Source organism: Rhizobium sp. BK529, assembly GCF_014194105.1.
Classification (GTDB): domain Bacteria; phylum Pseudomonadota; class Alphaproteobacteria; order Rhizobiales; family Rhizobiaceae; genus Rhizobium.
Genome location: NZ_JACIAU010000005.1, coordinates 443480 through 458815, shown reverse-complemented (window position 1 = coordinate 458815; position 15336 = coordinate 443480). Strand labels below are relative to the sequence as shown.

Here is a 15336-nt window from a genome sequence, read left to right as displayed (position 1 = left end):
GCGGCACTGCCGCACCGTGTTTCCCGGCGAGGGTGGTTATATGGATCAGATACTCGAGAACTATTTCAACGGCCCGGTCATCGCTCAAGCCCTCCCGGACGTGTTCGGCGGCTTCATCATTACGGTCGAAGTCGCTGTCTGCGTCATCGTCATCGGCGTTTCGACCGGGCTGCTATTTGCGCTGCTGCGTTGTACCAACAACCGTCTGCTCAATGGGCTCGTAACCGTCTATGTCGAGCTGTTCCGAACGCTTCCGCAGCTTGTCATTATCATCTTCATCTATTTCGGGCTGCCCTATCTGGGTCTTACCTTCTCGCCGTTCGTCGCAACCGCCCTCGCTCTCGCAGCGGTGCTCGCGGCATTTTCCGCGGAAATCTTCTGGGCGACGATCATGGCCGTATCGAAGGGTCAGTGGGAGGCAGCGTCAGCGCTTGGTATTTCGCGTGTGCTGACACTTCGACTGATCATTCTGCCGCAGTCCATCCGGCTTGCGATCCCACTGGTCACAAACCGATCGATCGCCATCACCAAGGGGACCGCGCTCGGTGCGGCCGTCTCCCTGCCGGAGGCGCTCGGCAGCGCACAGAGCGCAATGTCTATCTACGCTAATCCATCGCCGCTCACCCTCGCCGCAGCCTTCTATCTCGTTTTCTTCATCCCCCTCGTCTTTCTGAGCAGGGTCATGGAAAAGCGATACGCACATTCGCATTGAGGGGCAGCCATGGATCTCTTCCTTCAGAATTTCGTGAGCTTTCAAGCCGTTCTGCAGATCTACCCGTTGCTGCTGCAGGGACTTGAACTGACTGTCCTGCTGGCGCTCGTCTCGCTGCCCCTGTCCGTACTTTCCGGTCTCGGCGTGGCGATAATCTACAGCTTTGGCAATCAGTGGGTTCGCCGGCTGGCCGTCATGCTCATCGATCTCTTGCGATCCTTTCCTGTCCTCGTCCTGCTGATCCTCATCTTTTACAGCTTGCCATTCTTCGGGCTGACACTCGGCAACTTCACCGCGGTTGTCGTGGCACTTGTGATCAACAACACCGGCTATTTCGGCGAGATATTCCGGGCGGGCCTTCAATCAATCCCGCGGGGGCAACACGAAGCGGCGGCGGCACTTGGCCTCCATCGGTTCCATACGATGATGCTTGTCATCCTGCCTCAGGTTCTCAAGAAGGTTTTGGCACCGCTGGCAAGCAATTCCCTGGAGCTTATCAAGACAACCTCGATCGCCTCGATGGTGGCATTGCCTGAATTGCTTCGGTCGGCGCGTGTCGCACAGGAGCAGACCTATAATCCGACGCCGCTGACAGCGGCCGCCGTCATCTTCTTCATCATGTTATGGCCGTTCTCGCACTGGGTATCCCGAATGGAGAGGCGCGCCATCATCGGGAGCAATCAGAGATGAACGTCCTCATCACCGGCGGCACGGGTTTCGTCGGCCTGGCAGTTACCGAAGCCTTGAAACAGGCAGGGCACGACGTGATGCTTTTTGGTCGAGCAGCCGCGCCCGCCCGGTTTGCCGGGCAAATCGGCCATGCACCGTTCATGGCAGGAGACATTACCAGCCCAGCCGATCTCGACCGGGTCTTTCAATCAGTGGAGATGCGGGCCGTCATCCATCTGGCCGCAGTCACACCCGACCGCCAAGCGGAGATGAGCGATCCGGCCGCTGTGATCGCCGTCAATGTCGCCGGGACAGCCGACCTCATGCGGTCAATGGCGCGCATTTCACCGCGGCCGCGGCTCATCCTCGCAAGCAGCGTCGCCGTCTATGGACACGCCGCGCCTGAAAGCGGAACCTTTGAAGAAGGCACATTCATACCTTCTCCAGCAAGCCTCTACGGAATCACGAAACTGGCTGCCGAAGCAACGGCAACACGGCTGGCAGATCTCTACGAAATCGATCTGACGATCGTCCGCCTTGGTCCCGTCTACGGTCCCTGGGAATATAAGACGGGGCTGCGTCCGATCTTGAGCCCACATGGCCAGGTCGTCGATCTCTGGCGGCGGGGCCACGACGTTATTCTACCGCGGGCGCTGAAGGGCGACTGGCTTTATAGCCGCGACGCGGGTGCGGGATTTGCCGCCATTCTGGCGGCTCCAAGGTTGAATCATACCATCTACAATCTCGGTGGTGGCGTGATGAGCAGTGTTGCGGACTGGTGCAAAAACTTGCAATCGCTGCACGTCGCATGTGGCTGGAAAATCGCCGGCAGAGACGACGTACCCAACTTGACATTCGGCCTTGCGGCTGATCGCGCTGCTCTCAGCATCGAACGGCTCGAAGCGGATACGGGGTTCCGGCCGGGCTTTTCCGGACCTTTGGCCGCAGATGATTATCTCAAATGGCTGGCAGCCGTGAACGGGTAGAACACGTGGGAGATCAGAGAAGGTCATGCGCCTGAAGAACAAGACTGTCATCATCACCGGCGCTTCCTCCGGAATTGGGCGCGCGATCGCTGTTCGTTTCATGGCGGAAGGTGCAAATATCGTCGCTGTCGACATATCGGCCGATGTCGTCGAGGGCGGCAGGCCCGTTATCGAGGTACTGGAGACGATTGGCTCGGACGCGATGTTTCTGCAAGCCGATATCGCGAGGTCCGATGACGTAGAGCGTGTTTTCAAGGAGGCGCAAGCCCGCTTCGGCAGGCTTGACGTACTTGTCAACAACGCCGCCATTCATGCTCCGTCACCGCTTGCCGAGACGGAGGAAGCGGACTGGGATCGCGTCATGGACGTCAATCTGAAAGGCGCCTTCCTCTGCAGCCGTCAAGCGGTTCGGTTCATGCTCCAGCAAGATATCATCGATGAGGCCCGCGGCAGGATCGTCAATATCTCGTCCCAACACGGCATGATCTCGGCACCGGGCGACTTCGCCTACGGGGTAAGTAAGGCAGGCCTCGTCTACATGACGAAGCAGATTGCCGCCGACTATGCGGCGCAGAACATTCTCTGTAACGCAGTTGCACCCGGTAAAATCCTGACTGGCAAGGGCGGTCGAGCCGTCCTTCCCGAGACGCTTGAATATTCGCGCAGCCGAACGCCCATGCCGCGTCTGGGGACCCCTGAGGATGTTGCCAAAGCGGCCCTCTTTTTGGCCTGCAGTGATTCAACCTATATTACTGGCCATAACTTGCTGGTGGATGGCGGCTGGATGGCGGCATAAAGCGCGAGCGACCGGATCGTGCCGCCTCATTTTGATCTACCTTCCCAGCGGAGCAAAGGGTGCGCACCCCGAAAGCCGCCCTGTCGCAGACATTTACTGGAGGCAACCGGATACTCACCGATCGACCCGTGTGGGGGCCTGGATCGGCACGCAGGCAAATCGGCCGGTCGCACACGCTAACAGCGACGACGGAGGGCCCGACCCCAATATTTGAGAGACATTCGGCGATAGCCGACACTTGGCTGAATGTCGTTTCGGATCTCCTGCGGGGTCCATTCGTCGTGTGGTCGCAGTAAGACTTAATGACACGACGTCGATGACGGTGCGTTCACCCTCGTGCCCGGCAATCCAAGGTACATCTGGATCAGGGCATCGACCATTTCCGGTCCACTGTAACCTTGGCGACGAAGACGGATCGCTGTTTCGCAGATAAGGTCTGCGGCGCTTTCGTCATATGGAACTTCATAGAAGGCAAACCAACCCATCGTCGCGTTGAGGACCACGCTACCCTCGGGTTCTATTGCGTCTTCTGCATACTCGTCAAAATACTGGGCCAAATGCATTCTCCGATGGCTTGCGGAACGAAAGCCTTAACAGACAGTTGATCAGAAAGTTCCACATGGAGATCGAACACATGGCCGCTCATCGCGCACAGTGGAAAGGGCATCTCAAGATCGGCGAGATCAGCTGCGGTGTGGGATTATACACGGCCGCTTCGACGTCCGACCGCATCACGTTTCACACGATCAACAAGGCGACCGGCAATCGCGTGCGCCGCGAATTCGTCGATAGCGAAACCGGAAAGACCGTCGAGCGCGAGGATCAGGTCAAGGGCTTCGAAGTCAACGATGGCCAGTACATCATGATCGATCCCGAAGAAGTGACCGCAGTCATTCCGGAATCCGACAAGATGCTCGATGTCGAAGCCTTCCTCCCCTGCGCCGACGTCGATGACGTCTATTTCGACAAACCCTACTATCTGGTGCCGAGCGACGAGGTCTCCGAAGAGGCGTTTGCCGCCGTCCGCGAGGCGCTAGCAAAGGCGAGTGTGACCGCGATCGCCCGCACAGTTTTGTTTCGACGCATGCGCACCGTCCTGATCAGGGCTCACGGCCGCGGGATCATCGCCACAACGCTCAATTTCGATTACGAGGTTCGTTCCTCAGACGAGGCTTTCACGGACGTGCCGGATATCAAGATCGAAGGCGAGATGCTCGATCTTGCCAAGCACATCATCGGTACGAAGAAGGGCGAATTCGATCCTGCCACATTCGATGATCGCTACGAGACCGCGCTTGCCGAACTGGTGAAGGCAAAGGCCGAAGGAAAGTCGCTTCCCAAGCCCAAGCCCGTCACTGTCTCCAAACCCAATGATCTCCTGAAGGCCCTGCGCGAGAGCGCCGGCATGGGAGGCGCAGAATCTTCGACGAGAACAAAGGCGAAGGCCGCCAACGCCAACGGCAAGAAACCCAAGAAGGTACCTGCCGCCAAATCTCCTGCAAAAACCACCCATCGTAAAGCCAGCTAGGGAGAGTTCACATGGCACCCCGTCGACCCTACTGGAAAGGCTATCTGAAGCTGTCGCTGGTCACGTGTCCGGTCGCGATGAGCCCGGCCACCTCGGAAAGCGAAAAGGTTCGCTTCCATACTCTCAACAAAGAGACGGGAAACCGGGTCGTATCGCGGTATGTCGACTCCGTTACCGGCAAACCCGTGAAGGACGAGAACGAAGCCAAGGGCTACGAGCGCGGCGAGAACGACTACGTTCTCCTGACGGACGAGGACCTCGAGAGTGTTGAACTCGAGACCGTACGCACGATCGATATCGAAAAGTTCGTTCCGCGCGACAGTATCGAATGGATTTACCTGGAAACGCCCCACTACCTCGTGCCGAACGAGAAGATCGGCAACGAGGCGTTCGCGGTGATCCGCGATGCCATGAAGACGGAGGACGTCCTCGGTATATCACGGGTGGTTATCGGCAGGCGCGAACGGGCTATCGTCCTGGAACCGCGCGGTGATGGCATCGTTGCCTGGACCCTGCGCTTCGGCGACGAGGTCCGTCCCGAAGGCGAGTATTTCGAGACTATCCAAAAGAAGGCCGATCCCAAGATCGTTGCCGCGATCACAAAGATGATCAAGCCAAGGATCGTTAAATGGTCGCCCGACATGGTGCGTGATCCAATTCAGGAAAATCTGCTCAAGCTCATAGCCTCCAAGAAAAAATCTCTGAAACCGAGCAAGGGGCCGAAAGCGAAATCGGACGAAGGCGATAAGCCGTCCAACGTGATCAACATCATGGATGCCCTCAAGAAGAGCGTCGCTGCGGATTGGAAGGCCAGGAAAGGACCATGAACGAAAAGCCGCCTTCCCCCCGAAAGCGTCATTGAATTCGGCCGATGAATTTATTTATCATGATCGGCAGTCGTTGGGATTGATGCAATACACTCCGACGCTCTGTCGGGCGCTCCGAGCGCTCTCGTGGAGAGCCTTTTTTCACGCTCTGTGTTTCAATTCAAACTTCGACATCCGTGTATCGTTGTATTGACAGTTCGCGCTATCTCAAAGGTGGTCGAGAATGTGGCTCTTGCGCGAGCGCTGGGTGCGATTCATCGTCCGCACAATTAACCGACGCAATGCATTGGGTCATCTCGACATCCTGTTCGTGAATGCCGGCGTCGCTCAATTCGGCCCGGTCGAAAGCTGGTCCGAAGCAGACTTCGACAGATCGTTCGCGACGAATGTGAAAGGCCCGTACTTCCTGATCCAGGCTCTGATCCCAATCTTCTCTAAGAGCGCCTCGATCGTACTGAACACGTCGATCAACGCCCAAGTCGGGCGAGCTGGTCGGCCGGGGTATTCGCGTCAACGCCGTCAGCCCCGGACCGATCGCGACGCCACTCTACGGGAAGCTCGGCATGTCGGAAGCGGAGATGAAGGCAATGTCCAGAAGCAGATACCTGTCGGCCGGTTTGGGGACGTGTCGGAGGTAGCAAAGACGGTCGTATTCTTCGCATCCGACGAAGCTGCCTATATCGTCGGTAGCGAGCTCGTCATCGACGGCGGCATGAGCAACCTTTAATCGGTGTCCAACTTCAAGGAGCAGAACATGCAGATTGATCTCAAAGGAAAGACCGCCCTGGTAACGGGGTCAACGGAGGGCATCGGCTATGCGATTGCCGGTCAACTCGCCAGAGCCGGCGCGAACGTCGTCGTCAACGGCAGGTCCGAGGACAAGACCGCCAAAGCTGCCGAACGGCTGCAAAGAGAGGGTGCCAAGGGCAGTGTCACTGCGATTGCCGCTGATCTCGCCACCGCCGACGGGTGCGCTGAACTCGTCGCAAAGCTGCCGCATGTGGACATCCTCATCAACAATGCAGGGATCTTTCAGCCGGGCGATTTTTTCGACACCACGGACGAAGTTTGGGACCGGCACTGGCAGGTGAACGTCATGTCTGCCGTGCGATTGTCGCGGGCTTATCTGGCCGGAATGCAGAGGGCAAACTGGGGACGCGTCATTTTCATCGCCTCGGAATCCGGGTTCAACATCCCGGTGGAGATGATCCACTACGGCGTCAGCAAGACGGCCGATATCGCCGTCGCCCGCGGACTTGCCAAGCGCATGGCGGGTACAGGGGTGACCGTGAACTCCGTTCTTCCTGGCCCTACCTTATCTGAAGGCGTCGAGGCTATGCTTGCCGACGAGCGGGAAAGGACCGGAAAATCGATCGAGGAGGTCGCTGCCGACTTCGTCAAGCAGCACCGGAGCAGTTCCCTCATTCAACGCGCCGCCAGCGTCGAGGAGATCGCGAACCTCGTGACTTACTTGGCATCACCATTGGCATCGGCCACGACGGGCGCTTCGATGCGGGTGGATGGCGGCCTGATCGATACCCTTTAAGGAGTAGGAGCCTGAATCAGAGCGGCGAAAAATCCCCGCAAGGTGAACCGACGGAGGCTTCGGTCCGTTCCCGCGCGTCGGGAACGGATTTTTGTTGAAAGAGGTCATGGACGGGAAGCGCCGAACCGGCTCGATCGCTTCTGGTCGTAATCGTTTCGATCTTCCTCAAACACGTCAACGATGCGCATTGCCTCGAACGCCCGGTTGGCAGTGTCGGCTATCGGGATATTTGCGGCCAATGCCAGGGACAGGAAGGATGGCAGCACGATGGCCGTCTCGTCACCTCCGCCGGCCAAGCTGCGGGCATAGATCTCGCCCTCACACCGGTCGCGGAGGCACATGGGAGGGACGTGGCGTTGGCAGTTGCGAAGCGGCTAGTCGTTGTGGCGCAATCCAATGGGCCGGTCTCCGTTCAGCCCATCCTCAGGGCCTACGTCGAATCCGAGCTCGCCGATCGCAAATATCCAGCAGCACACGGTGGTACATCCGCGCGAGCGGCACACTCTCGAGTCTCTCGCAAACTGGGTCGGCATGAGCACCCGAAGCCTGTGCCCGGCACTTCGTGCAGGCTACAGGCCGCAACCCGCATGAATATGCGGAACGGGCGAGGATCGAGGCCGCGAGCAACATGCTCGAAGGCAGCAGTCTTCGAGACGATCACGTTAAACTGCGGATTCGGCATGCTGCCAGAAAGAGCGCGGTTTTCGCGGCTGGCGGTAGAGCCTGCTCGATATCGCTTGCGGAGGGCGGCGTGAGACACCGCCAGCAAACGGGAGCAGGTTAATCGTCCACGCGGGGCGTGATTTAACTCCGCTTCCGGTCTGCCAAGCTTAGAAGCCGGCGACAAGCTTCCGCCAGGTTCTTCTGAGGCGCTGTCGCTACGCCGAGCAGGAGTCCCGACTGGGCGTTCTCTGGTGAAGAATACCAGGGCGAAAGCGGGGCTGGGAAAAGACCCAGCGTGAGAGCCTCACTCACCACCGCCACGTCGGAGATATCGTTCCGCAGCTTTAGTAGGACCGCGAGGCCCGGCGTCGCAACCTCTGTGACGCTGTCGGAAGCTGGCAGGGAAGCGAGCACCGCCTGCTGTCGGGATGCATAGAGCCGCTTCGTGCGGCGTATGTGCCTCAGGTAGTGCCCATCCCTGATGAACGCCGCGACAGCGATCTGCACTGCGGGACCTGGCGCTGGCATGAGGCAGGCTGCCGTCTCCGCAAACAGAGGCACGAGCGCAGGAGGCGCGATGACGAAGCCGAGCCGGAGCGCCGGACTTATCGTTTTGCTGAAGGACCCGATATGGATGACACGCCCGGCGCGATCCAGAGAGGCAAGCGCGGGGGCGGCTCTCCCCCTCAGCTGCAGTTCGCTCAGGTAGTCATCTTCCACAACCCATCCATCATTTGCGGCTGCCCAGTCGAGCAGAAGCAGGCGTCGTTCGAGCGACAAGGTGTGGCCTAGCGGCGCCTGCTGCCCCGGCGTGACAACTGCAAGCTTCGCGCCGGGGCACGAGGCCATGCCGTGCTCAACGTTGATACCCTGCGCATCGACCGGGATCGGCGCTACTGAGAGACCGGCCAGCTCGACGCCTCTTCTCGACCAAGGAAAGCTAGGCTCTTCCAGCCAAGCGGTATGCCCCGCAAGCTTTAGCGTGCCGAGCGCAAGCCCCAGACCTGCGGCATATCCGTTGGTCACTATCACCTGATCCGGCGAACAGTTCATCCCACGGGCTATCGCCAGAAAGGAGGCGATCTCGCGTCTCAGGTCTAGCTCCCCACGCGGATCCGGGTAGAGCAGCGGCGCGCTCGCCCCAGTACGCACGGCCTGGCCGTGCAGACGGGCGAACAATGTTGCTGGAAAGATGTCGGTCGCAGGCACGCCCATTTGAAAGAACGCAGGTCCCTGCGTCATGTCCAGATACATTTGCATAAAAGTACCGGGATCCACCCGCATCTGGCCGCCTGCAACGGGACCCGGCCGTCGCGCCACGCGCGTGCCAGCCGCCCTTGATGCCTCGATCAGCTGCGCGGCGGCGAGCTTGTCATAGGCGGCGCGGACGGTTCCGCGCGCCACGCCGAGCTCGGCTGCCAAGTCCTGCCACGAAGGCAGCCGGACTCCCTGTTCCAATACACCGTCCTCGATCGCCTTCCTGATTCCGGAACGGATCTGTTCCGAAAGCGAAGTACGTGCGGAGCGGTCGATGGACAGGTTAAGTTTGGTCATCATGGGTTCATAGTACACTGTTTGTCTGAGTTCTTGGTTCTTTTTCTTGTGCCACGGAAGCGGCATCTTGAGTTCATCGAAAGGAGCACATCGATGAAGATGAACAACCCGTTGCCCGCCGCCTTCGCGGCACTTTCCTGTATCATCGCTTCGCCAGCGTTGGCTCATGATCCGCGATCCGAAACCGTGATTCCGAAGCTACGCGAGGCAATTCCCACCGTACCGGGCAAGTCGCTTGTCGCAGTCGAAGTCGACTACGAGCCTGGTGCGGCCTCCCAGCCACATACCCACGCCAGGTCGGCCTTCATCTATGCCTATGTCCTTTCCGGCGAGGTTGAGTCGAAGGTCAACGACGGGCCGGCTCGCATCTACAAAACCGGAGAAGGCTGGTCAGAGCCACCTGGCGCCGTCCATTCCATCAGCCGCAACGCGAGCTCGACGAAGCCAGCCAAGCTGCTTGCCGTCTTCGTCACCGATACCACCGAAACAAAGCTCACTTTCCCCGTGAAGCAGAACTAAGGAGAAGCGACATGACACAAAGGCTTGATTACAACCAGGTCGCGCCGAATGGCGCGAAGGCACTTGGCGGGGTCTATGGCTACGTCACCCAGAGCGGCCTGCCGGGAGAACTCGTCGACCTCGTCTACCTACGCGTATCGCAGATCAACAACTGCGCCTATTGCCTAGACATGCACACCCGCGAGCTTGTCAAGCGAGGCGTCAGCGCTGAGAAGCTGGCTCTCCTGCAGGCGTGGGAAGAGGGCGGCAGCCTCTTCTCCGAGATGGAGCGTGCAGCTCTCGCATGGGCGGAGAGCGTTACCCTGGTCGCGCAAACAGGCGTCCCAGACGTTGCTTATCAAGCGGCGCGCAAGGTCTTCAATGAAAAGCAGCTTGTCGACCTCACAATCGCGATCAGCCTTATGAATAGCTATAATCGTATGGCCATCAGCTTCCGCAATACGCCACAGGCAGCGCGTTAAGCCGGACCGAAGGCCAGTCCAATCGACCGCGAATGGAGTGTTCCATGACCCCTGGAGATAGCCGGAACCGGCATGCCTGACAGCAGCTCGCAGGGAATGTGACGCAGCTCATACGCGACACGGACAGCGAGCTGTTCTTTCACCATTCATGTGGTGTCTATTTTGGGGAGCTATGACCGGGAAAGGCGGAGGTTTTCGTGAAGCCAACTTCAAAGACGAGATCATCGACGCGTTCTACCAGGGCATGAAGCACAGACCGGAAACCACCTTTGGCCCCTTCAATGATGATTTCCTGGCCGCAAAGGATCCGCAGGTCAATCGAGCCGAAATATGCTTGGTCATTTGCAACTTGTACTGGGGACACTGAAATGTTTCCTGGAGCATGAGGCAGAAGCGTCAACGCTGAGCAAGAGGCATCAACTGCCTCCCGCGGATTCCGGCGCGAGCAGACATCGGGGCGGACATCGATACCGGGATCTGCCGCGGCTCCGGAACCTCGTCACCCTCCGCATGAGTTATTCGCAGCATCGGCGCACCGATCAAGCGTATCCTTTAACGGCTCCGCAAGGACATGACATTCTAAGATGACGGGTGCAAATATGACTGAACGCAATTTTCTGGTGACGGGTGCAAGCAAGGGCATCGGTCGCGCACTTTCGAATCGCCTCGCTGCGGCGGGCCATCATGTGGTCGGCATCGCCCGCACAAAGGAACCCGACTTTCCTGGCACGCTGGTTTCGCTCGATCTCAATGATTCCCAGGCGTCGGAGGAGGCATTCAGGGAACTTGCAGGCCTCTACTCCTTCGATGGCGTAGTCAACAATGTCGGATTGGCGCGCCTTCACGCGGTGGGTGAAATCGACCTTCATGATCTGGAGGACATGCTTCGTGTCAACCTGCATCCTACAATCCAGACCGTGCAGGCTCTTCTGCCGGCAATGAAGACGAAAGGCTGGGGCCGGATCGTAAACGTTAGCAGCATGGTGACGACCGGGACCCCCCTACGAAGCGGCTATGCCGCGGCGAAGGCCGCAGTGAATAGTTTGACACGCACCTGGGCTATGGAACTCGCAATCAGTGGCATCACCGTTAATGCAGTTGCACCCGGGCCCGTCGAAACCGAAATGTTCCGCCGCAACACGCCCACTGGGAGTTCCGCCGAGAAACAGTTCCTCTCGATGATTCCAATGGGTCGCCTCGGCAGGCCGGAAGAAATCGCAGCCGCCATAGCCTTCCTGCTGTCTGAAGACGCGGGGTTCATCACCGGACAGATCCTGTTCGTAGACGGCGGTGGATCTGTCGGGAGAAGCGCGACCTGAAGCACTGCATGCTTTTCGGTCAAGAAAGAAACTTTAGCTTTCTCGCCTTCCCAACAGCCTTCGCGCCATCCGTAAAACGGATAAAACGCGCTCATGTCCTTGAAAGGACCTCTGCCCTCGGCAAGGTTTGCGATCCTCGTTCCAATGCCGAGACCTAGCGACACACCTGGGCGGCACTCCGTTGCGCACGTGCGTGGGAATGACCGAACGCAGATCCGCTTCCGCCTCTGCGGTAAGAATGCAGCCTGTCTAAAACAACCCTCGGCAGCAACTCTTCCTATTCTCTGACCGGAAGGTCAATTTCTTCGCGGTTCTTTTTTGCGCCCTCGACCAGGACCATCTTGAACAGATTGGCGTCTTGTGCCGACAGCATCCCCGCCCCGGTTCTAATACCTTCTTGCCACGCCGGCCCGCGCTCCCACGCTTCATTGTAGACGAGCGCCAGGTCGGCAGATCGCCTTGTCTGCTGCAGCGCTTCAAAGAGCAGCGCAGCTTGACGAACGTCCTTCTCGCGCTTCGCCAATCCCTGCGCGTCAGTGTGTCGGCGGCTGGCGACTATGAGCTTATGGATCGCGTACCGGGACGGATCAGGGACGACGACCGGGACACCGCTTCGGTGGAGTAGCATTGTCCTGACGGGTTCCCTTATGAGGAAGTCGAGAAAGCGCAATGGATCCGCGCTGGCGCCACCAAGGGCAGGCATCTCCGCCGGCTGGTCGATATAGTCATCCGAACCACGGTTCGACGTCAGAAATTCAACGCGGTAGCCATCGGCATTCTGAAACGCCGACGAGGCCGCGGACCCGGATCGATGCGGAACGGGCCGGAAACTGGCGTCGACGCCCTGTAGCAGCTCAACGATTGGGGGCAGGCTGTCTTCAACCTCTCGACTGATGGCATAGTCCTGGGCGATGTCCGCATCGCCAGTCAGGATTGCAGCCATGGGAAGGCGGACACCCAGGAGGCCTGAGTAGCACTGAAAGGCGACCGTGCCGATGAGAACAGCGCGGAGCCGAAAAAGACCTCCGCCGGCAAGTGCCTCGACGATGTCGCCCGTCATGGCGTCAGGGGCGATCATCCCGCCTTCGCGGGTAAGCGTATTTACCAGGCGCCTGCGAGCGCGTAGATCGTCCTTGTCCCGCTTATGATCAGCTACGCGCTGCGCGATGTCCGGGTCTTCAGCTGGACCGACGTAACGGCGTTTAGTACCACCATGCCCGTCTGGGATGTCGAAGTACCAATACTTGCGGCCCTTGATGTTGGCCGGGGTGAACCGACCCTCCGGAGGAAAATCGGCCGTCCACGCGGCGTCTAGCGAGCGCTGACCGAGCTCGGCGAGCATCGTCTGATACATGAGGTCGATGGACTTCATTAGCCTTGACTCGGCGTTATACTGTTTTTCAAGAACAGTATAACGGTCGAGAGGATAGGTCGCAAGATTGGAAAGGCGCATCCGAATTCCGCCTTTGGCACGCGCCTTCCGGCAGGACGCAAGACAAACCGGCATTACCAGAATCGCGCGAGACCTTGACTTGACAATCGCTAATCATCTGTCGTCTGAAGGGGCGGACCGCACGTGCTCGGTGTTGGATCGGCCGAGACATCATGCGGGCGATACATCAGATCATAACCGTTCTATGGCCGCAGTTTGTCAACAGACCGTGGGAAGCCCCCACCGTTGCCAAGTCCGGCCTGCGCGCTACCTGCACAAGACTGAGGAACATCTCCCTTTAGCCTTCTTCGACCGACATTCTGATGACGGAGGCGGGTTTGAAAGACGACGTCGGCGGCTCTCGTCGCCTCTATTCTATTTCATCAGTGTCCCCCTCCCGCATGCCCGCCTTTGCGACCATGCTCGCGGTTGTCGCTATTCTCTATTTTGCGAAGGAGGTGCTGCTCCCATTGGCGATCGCAGTGCTGTTGACCTTCGCTCTGTCGCCGATCTCATCCCGGCTTCGTAAACTTGGCCTTCCTCGCATTCTTGCGGTCGTAACCACCGTTGTGCTTGCGTCCTTTATCCTCGTTCTCTTCGCGCTGGTCGTGGCCTGGCAGGTTGCAGAAGTGGCCCAAGATCTTTCAACCTATCAGGACAACATTATCGGAAAGATCAGGGCCCTCCAGGAGAGCGGAACCGACAATGGCATTGTGAAGCGTCTGACCTCGGTCGTCGAAAGCGTCGGGCGGGAAATTGACAATGCCGGGCAGAATCAGGCTGCTCCAGGTGCGGCCCCGAGAGAGCCTCTGCTCGTCGAGATATTCGCCCCTAGCCGCCCGATTGAAACGCTCACAAGTCTCATCAGTCCGCTCCTTGGCCCGATCGCTTCACTCGGCCTTGTCGTGGTGGTCGTCATATTCATGCTTCTGGAGAGGGAGGACCTCCGGGACCGATTTATCCGGCTGGTCGGTTACGGAGACCTCCATCGGACGACGGAGGCGCTCCAGGAGGCCGGCAGCCGCGTTGCCGTCTATCTCCTGATGCAGTTGGTCGTGAACTGTGCCTATGGCGTGCCCTTGGCCGTCGGCTTGTGGGCGGTCGGCATCCCCAATGCCGTGCTGTGGGGAATGCTGGCGATCGTACTTCGGTTTGTTCCCTACATCGGCCCTGTCATAGCGACGGTGCTGCCGCTCTTTCTGGCTTTCGCGGTCGATCCGGGCTGGAGCCTCGTTCTCTGGGTCGCTGCGATCTTCATCGTGCTGGAGCTGATCAGCAACAACATCGTCGAACCATGGCTCTATGGTTCTCGCACCGGGCTTTCTCCACTGGCCATTATCGTCGCGGCGATCTTTTGGGCATGGCTCTGGGGACCCGTAGGCCTTATCCTGTCGACGCCGCTGACGGTGTGCCTTGCAGTGCTTGGCCGTTATGTTCCGCAGTTCGAGTTCCTCGAAATCCTGTTCGGGAGCGAACCGGTGCTGGATCCCAAGGAACGGCTTTACCAGCGGCTCTTGGCCGGAGATCCCGACGAGGCGACTGACCAGGCTGAGGAGATGCTCGAAGAAGACTATCTGGAGGACTACTACGGCAGCGTCGCTATTCCGGCGCTTCTGCTGGCTGAACAGGACCGAAGGAGAGGTGTGCTCACGCCCGAGCAGATGGAGCAGGTATACGAAACTGCCACGGTGCTGGTCTCGAACCTCGAGGATATCGCTCAGGAGGAAGAGGAAGAGGAAGAGGAAGAGCAGGAAGGAAGCAACACCACCGTCGAGATCTCTATGACTCCTGGCGAGGAGGAAAATAGCCAGGAAGTAGAGGAATTGCCGGATGGCGCCGGCAAGACCGTGGTCTGTATCGGCGGTAGAGGCCCTCTTGATGACGCCTCTGCGGCGATGCTCGCTCAGGTTCTTCAGGTGCAAGGAGCGGCAGTCGTGGCTGCAAGGCACTCCGATATCGCCAATCGCAGAAGCCGTGACGTCACTCCAAAAGGAGCCAACGCCATTGTTGTCTGCTTCCTGAACGAAGACTCCGCCAAGCATGCCGCCATACTCGTGCGCCGCTTCAAGCGAATGTATCCTTCCGCGCGGGTGGGGGCCGTGCTGTGGTCCGACAGTGCGGACGGACGGCCATTGCTCGCGCTAGCGGAAGCGGACTTTACGGCCTCCACTTTGACCGACGCTGCTCGTGAGGCCCTTTCCGGCGAGGCGCCTTCGTTGTTGGCACACCCCCGGAAGATCCAGATCCGCACTCGACGCACCGCGGGAAAGGCTGCCTCCGTCTCAAAAGGCGCCGAGGCATAGGTGGCGATTTGCTGGCTCTAC

General features: G+C 59.0%; 15 protein-coding genes and 1 pseudogene. 13 read left to right on the top strand and 3 right to left on the bottom strand.

Features of this window, described 5'->3' with window-relative positions; translation table 11 throughout:
• Window positions 1-40 precede the first annotated feature (40 nt).
• The 4 genes from FHX08_RS27440 to FHX08_RS27425 are packed head-to-tail and all read left to right on the top strand — an operon-like array spanning window position 41 to window position 3163.
• Window positions 41-712, top strand: a complete 672-nt coding sequence (locus FHX08_RS27440; protein ID WP_184328010.1) for an amino acid ABC transporter permease — start codon at window positions 41-43, stop codon at window positions 710-712.
• Between the two features lie 9 nt (window positions 713-721).
• On the top strand, window positions 722-1402 hold the full coding sequence (locus tag FHX08_RS27435; RefSeq protein ID WP_132658553.1) for an amino acid ABC transporter permease: 681 nt from the start codon (window positions 722-724) through the stop codon (window positions 1400-1402).
• Window positions 1399-2367, top strand: a complete 969-nt coding sequence (locus FHX08_RS27430) for an NAD-dependent epimerase/dehydratase family protein (protein ID WP_184328009.1) — start codon at window positions 1399-1401, stop codon at window positions 2365-2367. Before FHX08_RS27435 ends, FHX08_RS27430 begins: the two co-directional genes overlap by 4 nt.
• A 25-nt stretch (window positions 2368-2392) precedes the next feature.
• Window positions 2393-3163: an SDR family NAD(P)-dependent oxidoreductase gene (locus FHX08_RS27425; protein WP_184328008.1), complete on the top strand. Its 771-nt coding sequence runs from the start codon at window positions 2393-2395 to the stop codon at window positions 3161-3163.
• Between the two features lie 299 nt (window positions 3164-3462).
• On the opposite strand, the gene FHX08_RS27420 is transcribed toward FHX08_RS27425, so the two are convergent.
• On the bottom strand, window positions 3463-3720 hold the full coding sequence (locus tag FHX08_RS27420; RefSeq protein ID WP_132658556.1) for a hypothetical protein: 258 nt from the start codon (window positions 3718-3720) through the stop codon (window positions 3463-3465).
• Between the two features lie 77 nt (window positions 3721-3797).
• Between FHX08_RS27420 and FHX08_RS27415 the strand changes: the two genes are divergently transcribed.
• The 5 genes and pseudogenes from FHX08_RS27415 (at window position 3798) to FHX08_RS27400 (ending at window position 7064) form a co-directional block, all read left to right on the top strand.
• Window positions 3798-4691, top strand: a complete 894-nt coding sequence (locus FHX08_RS27415; RefSeq protein WP_184328054.1) for a Ku protein — start codon at window positions 3798-3800, stop codon at window positions 4689-4691.
• An 11-nt stretch (window positions 4692-4702) separates the two neighbouring features.
• Window positions 4703-5518 carry a Ku protein gene (locus FHX08_RS27410; protein WP_184328007.1) on the top strand — a complete coding sequence of 272 codons (816 nt, stop codon included), beginning with the start codon at window positions 4703-4705 and terminating at the stop codon, window positions 5516-5518.
• Between the two features lie 223 nt (window positions 5519-5741).
• Window positions 5742-6156, top strand: a pseudogene (locus FHX08_RS27405) (SDR family oxidoreductase).
• The gene (locus tag FHX08_RS32125; protein ID WP_409527424.1) at window positions 6120-6245 is read left to right on the top strand and encodes an SDR family oxidoreductase; all 126 of its coding nucleotides are present in this window, start codon (window positions 6120-6122) and stop codon (window positions 6243-6245) included. Before FHX08_RS27405 ends, FHX08_RS32125 begins: the two are co-directional and overlap by 37 nt.
• A gap of 27 nt (window positions 6246-6272) precedes the next feature.
• On the top strand, window positions 6273-7064 hold the full coding sequence (locus FHX08_RS27400; protein WP_184328006.1) for an SDR family NAD(P)-dependent oxidoreductase: 792 nt from the start codon (window positions 6273-6275) through the stop codon (window positions 7062-7064).
• An 804-nt stretch (window positions 7065-7868) separates the two neighbouring features.
• On the opposite strand, the gene FHX08_RS27390 is transcribed toward FHX08_RS27400, so the two are convergent.
• Window positions 7869-9284 carry a PLP-dependent aminotransferase family protein gene (locus FHX08_RS27390; RefSeq protein WP_132658559.1) on the bottom strand — a complete coding sequence of 472 codons (1416 nt, stop codon included), beginning with the start codon at window positions 9282-9284 and terminating at the stop codon, window positions 7869-7871.
• 90 nt (window positions 9285-9374) lie between these two features.
• Between FHX08_RS27390 and FHX08_RS27385 the strand changes: the two genes are divergently transcribed.
• The 3 genes from FHX08_RS27385 to FHX08_RS27375 all read left to right on the top strand — a co-directional run bounded on the left by FHX08_RS27385 (window position 9375) and on the right by FHX08_RS27375 (window position 11580).
• Window positions 9375-9800 (top strand): cupin domain-containing protein, encoded by a 426-nt coding sequence (locus FHX08_RS27385; RefSeq protein ID WP_184328005.1) that lies wholly within the window; start codon window positions 9375-9377, stop codon window positions 9798-9800.
• An 11-nt stretch (window positions 9801-9811) separates the two neighbouring features.
• Window positions 9812-10261 (top strand): carboxymuconolactone decarboxylase family protein, encoded by a 450-nt coding sequence (locus FHX08_RS27380; RefSeq protein ID WP_184328004.1) that lies wholly within the window; start codon window positions 9812-9814, stop codon window positions 10259-10261.
• A 599-nt stretch (window positions 10262-10860) separates the two neighbouring features.
• Entirely contained in the window at window positions 10861-11580 is a 720-nt protein-coding gene (locus FHX08_RS27375; RefSeq protein ID WP_184328003.1) for an SDR family oxidoreductase, read from the top strand.
• A 277-nt stretch (window positions 11581-11857) separates the two neighbouring features.
• On the opposite strand, the gene FHX08_RS27370 is transcribed toward FHX08_RS27375, so the two are convergent.
• Window positions 11858-12952 carry a GSU2403 family nucleotidyltransferase fold protein gene (locus tag FHX08_RS27370; protein WP_184328053.1) on the bottom strand — a complete coding sequence of 365 codons (1095 nt, stop codon included), beginning with the start codon at window positions 12950-12952 and terminating at the stop codon, window positions 11858-11860.
• 383 nt (window positions 12953-13335) lie between these two features.
• Here FHX08_RS27370 and FHX08_RS27365 point away from each other — a divergent pair, with 383 nt between their 5' ends.
• Window positions 13336-15315, top strand: coding sequence for an AI-2E family transporter (locus FHX08_RS27365; protein WP_184328002.1), 1980 nt, complete (start codon window positions 13336-13338; stop codon window positions 15313-15315).
• Window positions 15316-15336 lie beyond the last annotated feature (21 nt).